Source organism: Marinobacter sp. B-21 (genome assembly GCF_056857895.1).
Genome location: NZ_JBSXNZ010000083.1, coordinates 111716 through 122222, shown reverse-complemented (window position 1 = coordinate 122222; position 10507 = coordinate 111716). Strand labels below are relative to the sequence as shown.

The window sequence follows — 10507 nt, the reverse complement described above, 5'->3', positions numbered from 1 at the left end:
GAAACGCTGGAAGCGGATCAAGGGGTTTGACCAACTGAAGCTGGTCGTGAATAACGTGCAGTTTCGGGATGGTATAGAGGTGGAAGATCAATCTGACAGGAACGCTGCCTGATGGTCATACACCAGATTTGACAATAACTCACGCGGGGGTCGGGCCATGCAAACGGTGATCGACGAGTTAGCGGTGTACTTGAGGGGCTGGAAAGGCTACTACGGTTTTGCGCAAGCCTTACCCCGACCCGACTAAGCACTATTGTTGCGTGGTGCGCAACATGCTAGGCTCCCCTCATGATTAAATCATTCCGTCACAAAGGACTAAAACGGTTCTACTCGACCGGTAGCATGGCTGGCATACAGTCTCTGATCACGCCAAGAAGCTGCGTATGCAGCTCGTTGCTCTGGATACAGCCACTTCGGTGGAAGACATGGACATCCCTGGTTTTCGGCTTCACCCATTGAAGGGAAAAGACAAAGGGCGGTGGTCGATTTGGGTTAACGGAAATTGGCGCACGACGTTCGAATTTCAGGACGGCAACGCCGACATTCTTGATTATGAGGATTATCACTAATGACTATGCATAATCCGCCGCATCCTGGTGAATTCATTCGGGAGGTGTACTTGGAGCCTTTCGGCATCAGTTCCCGTCAGCTTGCTTCCAGTCTGGGCGTTTCTCCTTCTACTTTGTCTCGCTTGCTCAAAGGGGATAGTGGTATTAGCCCGGAAATGTCTCTGCGGCTATCCAAGGTTCTCGGACGTAGCCCTGAGAGCTGGTTGGCGATGCAGGGCATGTACGATCTCTGGGTGGCTCGCAGCACGGTGAACCTGGATGGCATTCATCCCCTGGATTTCGAAGCAGCTTAAGGCCAGGCACGGCGGCGGCTCTTTCGTTCCGGCTTCGCCTCCATTGGGGGCCTATGAGCGGACTGCCTGCACCGCCACCCGCGTTCCGTTAAACGCCGCATTCCCTGTCAGTGCATCGATGCGCTGCGAATCCGTCACGTCGTTCATGCTGACCCCAGGTTGCGATTCGGCGATGGACATGCCGGTGTTGTCGCGATTATGGCCCCAGCCCTGTGGAATGCTGATCACCCCCTCGAACATGTCGTCGTCGATTTCCACCGGCAGTTGGATGGTGCCGGTGACTGAGCTGACACTCACCATCTGCCCGTCTTGAAGGCCGAGCTTGCGGGCATCGGCGTCGTTTATCTGCACCGTGCACGGGTTTTTGCCTTTCACCAGCCGGTGGGAATTCTGGGTCCAGGTGTTGTGGCTGCGTGGCAGCCGACGGCTGATCATGGCGAAGGGATAGTCGTTGCTCTGATCAACCTGCAGCAGGCCCGAGGCATCCAGGCGTTTCAGGTCGTCCAGGTACAGCCAGGTCGCAATCCGGATCATGCCGTCCCCGGTCTGGATGCGTTGTTCCAGGCAGGGCTGAAGAGGCCCCAGGTCTAATCCGTGGGGGTTGGCTTTCAGCTTTTCGAGACTCATGCCCTGCTTGCCATAGGCGCCGTGCCTGAGGCCAAGATCCAGCATCGCCTCGGGTGTGACGCCATCGTCTTTCAGCCCGGTCAGGTGCAGGGTCAGATCCCGGAGAATCTCCCAGTCATGTTTCTGGTCGGGTGTTTTCTCGAACATCGGCTCGGAGAATTTGGCGGTGTTGCGCACCGCAAACGAGTTGAAGAAGACATCGAAATGGGGCACTTCCAGGCCCGTCGTCGCCGGCAGGATGATGTCCGCGTGGCGGGTGGTTTCGTTCAGGTAGATATCCACCGACACCATGAAATCCAGCGCCTCGAAAGCCTCTTCCAGCCGGGCGCCGCCGGGCGCGGAGAGCACCGGGTTACCGGCGATGGTGATCATCGCGCGGATCTGGCCGTCGCCCGGCATGAGGATTTCATCGGCCAGGGTGGCGACCGGGAACTCGTTGTTGAAGTAGGGCAGTTTTCTCACCCGGGATTCGTAGCGGCCGTAGGAGCTGGGTTTGCCCTTCTTATCCCGTACCAGATCGAACGCCGGCTGCGGGAACATGGCGCCACCCCGGCGATCAAAATTGCCGGTGAGAAGGTTCAGCACGTTGTTCAGCCACTGGCAGAGGCCCCCGAAAGACTGGGTCGAGGCACCCATGCGGCTGTAGCAAACCGCGCTCTTGGCGGCGGCCATTTCCCGCGCCAGCCCACGAATGGCGGTGGCTGACATGCCGCAGGCCTCCGCCACGGTTTCCGGCGAATAGGGTTGAACCGCACCCGCCAGTTGGTCCAGGCCGTCAATCCGGGGTTCCAGGTGGCCAAGAGTCACCAGCTGTTCGTCAAACAGGGTGTGCACCAGCGCCAGCATGAACAGGGCGTCGGTCTCCGGGCGGATAAACAGGTGCTGGTCGGCCTTCCTGGCGGTCTCGGTGCGACGGGGATCAACCACCACCACCTTGCCACCCCGTTGCTGAATCGCCTTGAGCCGTTTGCCGACACCCGGGGCCGTCATCAGGCTGCCGTTGGAGACAATCGGGTTGGCCCCGATGATCAGCATGAAATCGGTGTGGTCGATGTCTGGAATCGGGATGAGCATGCCGGCGCCGAGCATGTAGTTGGAGGCCACGTGGTGGGGCAACTGATCGGCGGAGGCGGAGCTGTAGCGGTTGTTGGTGCCCAGGGCCTTGAAGAACCGCGGCAGCATGATGGCATTGCCGAAGTTGTGGGCGTTGGGGTTGCCGAGATACACACCGACCGCATCCTGGCCATGTTCCTCCTGGATGCCACGAAAACGGGCTGCGATTTCCTCGAACGCCTCATCCCAGCTGATCGCTTGCCAGCCGTCAGCGGTGCGCCTGATGGGTGTTTTCAGGCGGTCCTTGTCGTTGTAGAAGTCCTGGAGGGCGACCGCCTTTGGGCAGATATGGCCTCGGCTGAACGGGTCGTCGTGGTCGCCTTTGATCGACAGGATCTCGTTGCCCCGGTGCTTGATTTCGAGGCCACACATGGCTTCACAGATATTGCAGGTGCGATAGTGGGTCTGGGTCTCGCTCATGTCGACAGGCTCGGTTTTGGGTGTTGTCGTTGTTGGTTCGAGAAGTGTGGCACAACCGGGCAAAAAAACAGACCGTCGTAAGTCACACAAACCAGGTCAACCCCGGCAAATCACCTTTCTGCCTGCGGTAAAAAACACCGTTTTTCGTCGTACCACCATTTTTCGTCGTACCATGGCGTTATCGCCAAATCACTGGCAAAGAACGCCGGCGCCGGCAGCAGTGTCCTCGAATGGTTCCACGCCTTCCTGGTGCTTGGAACCCGGATCAGCTGTGTTTTTGTCGCCGGCGATGGGGGCGGCAGTTTCATTGAAAAAGTTAACGCGCATTGATCATGCCGGATTCATCCGAAATCACGATCTCCACTCGGCGATTCTGCTGTCTCCCTGCACTGGTATCGTTGGTGGCAACGGGATAGGCCTCGCCATAGCCTTCCACTTCAATCCGGTTACCGGGTATTCCCTGATTCAACAGCTCGCTCTGAACCGACATGGCGCGTCGCTCTGACAATCCCTGGTTGTATTCGGCAGAGCCTGTGCTGTCCGTATAGCCTTCAATGCGTACCCGGCGCTCCTGGTACTGCTTCATAAAGTCAGCCAGTCGTTCCACGGTGCGCTTGCCGGAGGCTTTCAGATCAGCTTTGTTGAGGTCAAAGAGCACATCACCCAACGTAAGCACCATTCCACGTTCGGTTTTCTCCGCTTTGAGAGCGGCCATTTCAGCCCTCAGCGCTTCTGCCTCCATGCGAGCCTCATTCGCCTCAGTTGACTTCATTTGCAACATTAGCTGTTTGCGGCGCTCTTCCGCAGAGCTGATCTCTTCTTCCAGATCGGCACGCTTTCCCTGTTGCATGGCGATCTCGGCGTGACGCTTTGCCAGGTAGGCTGCGTGTTCGACGCGGTTTACGTCAGCGCCTTCATTTAACAGCGCCTGGGCACGATCTAGTTCGATCTTGGCCTGGCGCAGTTGTGCCGCACCACTGCGCGCGACGTTGGGATCCTGCTCTATTTCCGTGTATGCGGCTCTGGCTTCGTCAATGTCGGCATTCTGTTTGGGCGTGCTTGCACAGCCAACCATAATTGCGGACAGCCCGACCGCGAAACCGATAGATAGTGTAACGTTCATTTTTCGTGTCTCCTGTCGCCGGGCTTACTGCTGATTTGAATTGAGCTGCTTGCGGAGGTTTTCGATGTTACTGTTGATCTCGGCAACCGCTTGCTGAGCCTTTTCGGTCTCCGAGCGCGCGCCTGCGAGTTGCGCATCAACCTCGGCCTGCTCCAGCAAGCGCCTGGCTTCCTTGTACTGTTCTTTGTCCATGAGGCCGCGAGCATCGGCCACTTTGTTTTTCGCTTCATTCAGCAACACAGGCTCGAATCTTCGGGCGTCCGAGGCCTCGGCCTGTTTGATGGCGGATTCCGCAGACTGCAGCTCGCTGTTGGGCTTTGGCCCCGGCCCGGCACAGGCGACTAAAAGGGTCGCCAACGTGAGGGTAGTCAGAGTGCGTGTCATTGAAAGGTGCGGTTTCATAAAGGAACTCCCGGGTTCACAACATGATCCGCAGCGTGACGGTACTGGCCATATTGTCAAATAATGTCAAATACGCTGTTTTCCAGTATAGCCAACGGCTCTCAGTTTGCTACTGGCAGGTTGGCCGCGCGTGCGCGAAACGGGACGAAACGGGGACAGGGACGAAAGGGGGACAGAACTATTTTCCCGCAAAATGGATCTGTCCCGGTTTTTGAGAGCAAACTGCTGCCTTTTTGAAGCCTGTCGGAGCTATTGAGGATGTAGGCAAAGGTAAAAGTGGGCAAATCGTCTCTGCAGGTTCGAAGCAGATTAACCTGAAAAGTAGCTGATGAGTTCGGTGCCTGGTACCGAAACACTTAACAATTTTTTCGAAATGACATCTTCCGCTGCGTTGAACTTTGGGGGCGGCTTCGCCACCGTACCCAAAAACCCCATTGCATAAAAAGCTTTCTATAAAGACGGGCAAATCCATTCCACAATAATGCCGGTAACTGCTACGTTTTAAGTTGAGGAGCCTCCCCGCCCTGCTTGATTACCATCCAGCCGAGGATCAATCAGCCGGGGGTGGCAGGTTGGGGCACCCTGCCAAACAGGGAGCAATGTCGTGCACAGCATTTATGGGGAGTTCCATGAACTACGATTTTCTGGACGAAAGCGGGCAAATTCTTCGTGAGGCGGGCCGTCTCGGTAAGATTGACCCCAATGTGATTGAATTTCTCGCGGCACCCGGGCGCGTAGTGTCTTTTCGCATTCCGATGAAAATGGACGATGGCAGTTTTCGGGTGTTTGATGCTCACCGTGTCCGTTATAACGATGCGCTTGGGCCGAGCCGTGATGGGACGCGTATTTCTGCCGATCTCGACCTTGATGAGGTGAAATCCCTCGCCTTGATTATGTCGATCAAACACGCGGCTGGGCGAATTCCGGCAGGTGGCGGCAAAGGGGGCATCGTGGCCGACCCGCGTGAATTAAGTGACCGGGAGTTCGAGTCACTTTGCCGCGCCTATATTCGCTACCTGCGCCCGAAAGGGCAGGCGTACGATGTCCCCGGTGCGGATATCGGCACGGATCTGCAAACAATGAGCTGGATGCTGGACGAATACGAGTCGGTCACCGGCTATCATGAACCGGCAGCGGTCAACGATAAACCGCCCATCCTCGGCGGGTCGCTGGGGGGCTATGAAGCGACCGGGAGTGGGGTTTTCGATGTGTTCAGGGAGGCCGCGGAGCAGGCCGACTTTGCCATCGAAAATGCCCGTGTCGCTATCCAGGGATTCGGCCAGGTCGGCTCGGTGGCGGCGAGTATGTTCTACGAAGCCGGCTGTATGGTTGTGGCGGTGAGTGATAGCCGCGGCGGCATTTATTCGAACGACGGGCTCGATATTCCCGGCCTGCTGGCGCACAAAAAGTCCACGGGTAAAGTTTCGGGCTTTGCCGGCAGCGAGCCGATTACCAGTGAAAAGATGCTCGAATGTGACTGCGACGTGCTGGTGCCCGCGTCGGTTCAGGGCGTGATTACCGCGGACAATGCGGACCGGATCCAGGCCCGGATGGTCGTGGAAGCTGCCAATGCGCCGACGACCGTAAAAGCCGAAGTGATGCTGCTGGAAAGGGGCGTAACCATCGTGCCGGATGTGCTGGCTAATGCCGGTAGCGTGCACTTGTGCCAGATGGAACGCAGTCAGGGCCTTTCCGATAATTACTGGGATATCGATACGATTAACCGCCTGCGACAGGAGCGGTTGGCAAGGGGTTATCGGGAAGCCGCGAATGCTGCGGCTGACCACCAGGTGAAATGGTCAGGCTGGGTGCCTGGATTAATGCGCTCAAACGGATTGAAGAGGCGATGCACCTGCGCGGCTGGTGTTAGTCGGGTACGGCCTCGATTTTGAAATAGCAGGGCGCCGCGATTCGGGCGATCTCGACTCGAAACCGGGACAGTGGAAACCGGGACAGAACTATTTTCCCACTTGGGCGTTACTCAGGTTACCGGTGGGTATCTCAATTAGACTTCCTATTCTTGACCGACGGCGATTCCGGCGAGTTGTTTCAGGCGGTTGCAGCATGCATCCAGCCCCTGTTCCGGAATATTGGTGATACCCAGCAGCAACCCGCTTCGGGTCCTCGCCGGATCGGCATACCAGGTAGACAATGGGGCGGGGGCCAGGCCAAACTCCAGCGCTTCAAGAGCAATCGCCTTGTCGTCCGTGCCATCGGGTAATCGAAGCAGTAACGCCAAGCCCGCCATGGCTTCATCGGTAGCGGATGCGTTTAAGGCGCGCTGAAGTGAAGAGCGCCGGGCGGTGTAGGTCCGTTTCATCCTGCGCAAATGGCGCAGATAGTGACCTTTGCGCATGAACTCGCCGAGCGCTCTCTGGCTCGCTATCGAAGCGGCTGGGGCCAGAGCGGCGGCAACATCGCCAACCCGGTTTGCCAGCGCCGGCGGCACCACAATAAAGCCGAGACGCAGACCGGGGCTTATGGTTTTGCTGAAGGTGCCGATATGAATAACGCGGCCGTATTTGTCCTGCGACGCCAGAGCCGGAGCGGCGCGACCGGCGAGCTGCAACTCACTCAGGTAGTCGTCTTCGATGATCCAACCCCCGCGTCTGGCCGCCCATTCGAGCAACTGGTGACGCCGTGACAGCGACAGGTAAGCCGCAATTTCAGCCCGCAAGCCTGGCTCACCACGTGGGTCCGGATAGCTGACCGACGCCATGGCAGCCTCGCGGGCGGCGCCTGAGGCAATACGCGACCATACCTTGTAGGGGAATACGTCCTGGGCAGGTATACCAACCTGGAACACCATGGCCGGGTCGCCGAATGGATGCTGGTAGAACTCGGGCAACGGCCCTCGTAAGTCACTGGTGTCTGCCGGATGTGACACCGGCAACCGATCGGCGACAAAGGTACCCGCAGCGCCGCGGGCGACCACCAGTTGCTCATCGATCAGCCTCTCGTACGCGGACTTTACCGTACCGCGCGCGACCCCAAGCTGGGCGCTGAGATCACGCCACGAGGGCAGGCGAGCCCCGGAGTACAAGCGCCCTTCGGAAATGGAGGTTCCGATAGCTTCGACGATCTGTTCGACCAAAGACGTTCCGGCCTGACGGTTCAGTTCTATGCGCAAATCATCCATGGTGCGGTGACTCAGGCGTGGTTTGCGAATGGTACATTGAAAATTGCCATTCATGGTTCTTTTTAATGAACCTTAACCCGGTATTATTGGAAATGACACTTGCTATGGCAGGCCAGAAAGGACCCGCAATGGAAAACCTGCTCGTGATTAATGCCAGCCCTCAGGGCGAGGCGTCACACAGCCGCCAGATGACGGCGCGCTTTACCCGTCGATGGGCTGAAAATAATCCGGACGGCGTAGTGGTTGAGCGCGATCTCGGCCGCTGGCCTGTGCCTCACGTGGATCAGCAATGGATAAGCGCCGCGTTTACGCCGGAGGAGGCAAGGACTCCCAATCAAAGAGCCGCTCTTGAGGTCAGCGATGCTCTGGTCGCCGAACTACAGGACGCGACAACCATCGTTATTGGTTGCCCTATGCATAACTTGTCCGTGCCCAGTACGTTAAAAGCCTACATTGATCAGGTCGTACGTATCGGCGTCACCACCAAACTGGTGCCCGATACCCCGCAGAGTCCCTATGTCGGTCTTTTGAGCGACAAGCCCACCTACCTGATGCTGGTGCGAGGCGGCTACGGCTACGAACCGGGCGGGGCATATGCTCCCATGAACTTTCAGGAACCGTACCTTACCGCCGTCCTGGGTATGTTGGGTATCCAGAGCGTGAAAACCATCACCCTGGAATATACCGCCATGAATAGCGGCTGTTCCGACAATGCGCTTGAGGACACCAACGCATGTATTGACCGGTTGTTCGAGTAGTCGTTTTCAGCGATTTCGGACAATGTCCATGAAGATCCGTTAAATCTGTAAGCATAGTTCTAAGGAGATTCCGACATGCTTTTGAGACATACCCTTCACACGTTACTCGCGTTTCTCGTTTTGGCCGGCTTCAGCTTTTCAGCCTCAGCCGCCGATAAGAAAATTGGTGTACTGGTCTATGACGAAGTGCTGACCAGTGACGCTGTCGCCCCCGCCGAAGTGTTCGGCGTTGCCTCGCGAAAGGCCTGGTTTTCGGACTATGAGGTTGTACTCATCAACGTAGAGCGAAACGAAACGGTGACGACAGAGGAAGGGCTGACCCTCCAGGTCGATGCCACGATCTACGACGATCTTGATCTGGATGTGCTGATCGTCAACAGCGCATACGATATGGACTGGCTCTTTGAAAACGAGGATCTGACCAAATTCATGAGAGATCAGGCCAAAAAGGTCGAGTGGCTGGCCAGCAACTGCTCCGGTGCGTTCCTTTATGCCCACGCAGGGCTTCTGGATGGCTATCGAGCAACAACCTGGGCGGGTGGTGAACCGGACCTACAGGACCAGTTCCCGAAGATTGATGTGGTCGTCGATCAAAACGTGGTGGTTGATCGCAATCGAATCACCAGTAATGGCGGCGTTCCGTCTTATCAGGGGGCACTGGTGCTGCTATGGCTCATGAGTGGCGAAAGCAACGCAAAGGAAGTGTTTGAAACTATCCAGTTCAACCGGATTATACCGTGGTCAGAGATCGAGAAGTTTAAGCCCGATGCCTGATGTGAGAAACCGAACCGAGAAACCTTTTCCGCGGCCTCAAAATAGATCAGTCCCGGTTTTCCTTCGGTGTTGGCTACAGCACCAATGACGTTGCCAGGAACAGCATCAGGCCCATACCGATGATGTCTGTGAAGGTCGTCAGAAAGATGCTGCTGGCGGTTGCCGGGTCGGCGCCGAAGCGTTTGAGCACCAATGGCACTGCCACCCCGAAGATGCCGCTGCCAATGCAGGCGCCGATCATGGCAATGAAGATGACAAGGCCGAGCATGGCGGGGTTGGCGGAATCGGTGGCGAAGGCGTAGGCGAACATGGCGACGCCGGCGATCACGCCCACGGCGGCGCCATTGAGGGCGCCTAGCAGGACTTCCTTGCGCAGCAATTGCCTGATCGGATAGTCATTTATTTGCCCCAAAGTGATACCACGCAGGGTAATCGCCAGCGCTTGACAACCGGTATTTCCGCTCTGACCGGCAAGTACGGGCAGGAAGGCGGCGAGGGCGACGATCTGGGCGATAGTGTTCTCAAACATGCCTACCACGAAGGCTGCGGCAAAGGCGGTGATCAGATTCACCTGCAGCCAGGGGTGGCGCATGCGAAAGGCGGCAAGCACGGGTGTGTTTATCTGCTCTTCTTTCGCGACACCATACTGGGAGCCGGCCTGGGCGCTCAGTTCCGAGGCCATGCGTTCATACAGTTTCCAGCCGCGCACCTCACCCACCACGTGCTGTGCGTCGTCCACCACCGGGTACATTCGGTAGTGCCGGTAAAGCACTTCGCTAATCGCTGCTTCGATCCGTGTGTCCTGTTGAAAGGCGAAGGGCTCGCGCACCATGATGCTGGACAAGGCTTCGGAGGGCTTGGCAAGAATGAGGTCGCGCATGCCCACGACACCGACCAGGCGGTGATTTTCAGTCACAAAGATGTAACTGATCTCGGAAACATCCGCGCTCTTGACCATAAAGGTCAGCGCTTCTGCGACGGTATAGCTGTGCGGTAACGTCGCTGTAACCGGTGTCATCAGTTCACCGATGGTGTCCTCCATACCTGAGAGCACCGCACGGGTGGCCGCGTTGTTCGGCGCCGCTACCTCTCCGAGGTGAGAGGCGATAGTCAGAGCCTGTTCCGTGGGCAACCCCGAGAGAATGAACTGGATATCGTCCGCCGGCAGCGGAAACAGCTCTTCGGCGGCAGCCAGGGGGGTGAGTTCGCGGATGTGTTCAATCCGCTCGGTCAGTTCCATACTCTGCGACATGTCACGCTTCCGTATCCGTGTTGGAGTTCTGACTATA

General features: G+C 57.4%; 9 protein-coding genes and 2 pseudogenes. 6 read left to right on the top strand and 5 right to left on the bottom strand.

Going from position 1 to position 10507, the window contains the following annotated elements:
- Nucleotides 1–148: 148 nt before the first annotated feature.
- From AC13C0_RS14940 to AC13C0_RS14930, 3 genes and pseudogenes are all read left to right on the top strand, one after another.
- Nucleotides 149–247 (top strand): annotated as a pseudogene (locus AC13C0_RS14940) (group II intron maturase-specific domain-containing protein); the annotation flags it as partial.
- A gap of 41 nt (nucleotides 248–288) precedes the next feature.
- Nucleotides 289–569: pseudogene (locus AC13C0_RS14935) on the top strand (type II toxin-antitoxin system RelE/ParE family toxin).
- Nucleotides 569–862, top strand: a complete 294-nt coding sequence (locus AC13C0_RS14930; RefSeq protein WP_117618987.1) for a HigA family addiction module antitoxin — start codon at nucleotides 569–571, stop codon at nucleotides 860–862. Before AC13C0_RS14935 ends, AC13C0_RS14930 begins: the two are co-directional and overlap by 1 nt.
- Before the next feature lie 51 nt (nucleotides 863–913).
- Here AC13C0_RS14930 and AC13C0_RS14925 read toward each other — a convergent pair whose 3' ends face one another.
- From AC13C0_RS14925 to AC13C0_RS14915, 3 genes are all read right to left on the bottom strand, one after another.
- Nucleotides 914–3022, bottom strand: coding sequence for a molybdopterin-dependent oxidoreductase (locus AC13C0_RS14925; RefSeq protein WP_482954645.1), 2109 nt, complete (start codon nucleotides 3020–3022; stop codon nucleotides 914–916).
- A gap of 316 nt (nucleotides 3023–3338) precedes the next feature.
- Nucleotides 3339–4145, bottom strand: a complete 807-nt coding sequence (locus AC13C0_RS14920) for an OmpA family protein (RefSeq protein WP_117618989.1) — start codon at nucleotides 4143–4145, stop codon at nucleotides 3339–3341.
- A gap of 24 nt (nucleotides 4146–4169) precedes the next feature.
- Nucleotides 4170–4547 (bottom strand): DUF4398 domain-containing protein, encoded by a 378-nt coding sequence (locus tag AC13C0_RS14915; protein WP_117618990.1) that lies wholly within the window; start codon nucleotides 4545–4547, stop codon nucleotides 4170–4172.
- Between the two features lie 629 nt (nucleotides 4548–5176).
- On the opposite strand from AC13C0_RS14915, the gene AC13C0_RS14910 reads away from it, so the two are divergent.
- Nucleotides 5177–6439, top strand: coding sequence for a Glu/Leu/Phe/Val family dehydrogenase (locus AC13C0_RS14910; protein ID WP_482954644.1), 1263 nt, complete (start codon nucleotides 5177–5179; stop codon nucleotides 6437–6439).
- A 122-nt stretch (nucleotides 6440–6561) separates the two neighbouring features.
- Here the strand turns inward: AC13C0_RS14910 and AC13C0_RS14905 are convergent, their stop codons facing one another.
- A complete protein-coding gene (locus AC13C0_RS14905) occupies nucleotides 6562–7686 on the bottom strand; it encodes an aminotransferase-like domain-containing protein (RefSeq protein WP_341580997.1) in 1125 nt (374 codons plus the stop codon).
- A 92-nt stretch (nucleotides 7687–7778) separates the two neighbouring features.
- Here AC13C0_RS14905 and AC13C0_RS14900 point away from each other — a divergent pair, with 92 nt between their 5' ends.
- Nucleotides 7779–8444 carry an FMN-dependent NADH-azoreductase gene (locus tag AC13C0_RS14900; RefSeq protein ID WP_482954643.1) on the top strand — a complete coding sequence of 222 codons (666 nt, stop codon included), beginning with the start codon at nucleotides 7779–7781 and terminating at the stop codon, nucleotides 8442–8444.
- A gap of 75 nt (nucleotides 8445–8519) precedes the next feature.
- Entirely contained in the window at nucleotides 8520–9218 is a 699-nt protein-coding gene (locus tag AC13C0_RS14895; protein WP_117618993.1) for a DJ-1/PfpI family protein, read from the top strand.
- A 73-nt stretch (nucleotides 9219–9291) separates the two neighbouring features.
- Here the strand turns inward: AC13C0_RS14895 and AC13C0_RS14890 are convergent, their stop codons facing one another.
- Complete coding sequence (locus AC13C0_RS14890; protein WP_227539296.1) at nucleotides 9292–10470, bottom strand: magnesium transporter; 1179 nt, start codon at nucleotides 10468–10470, stop codon at nucleotides 9292–9294.
- Nucleotides 10471–10507: the final 37 nt, after the last annotated feature.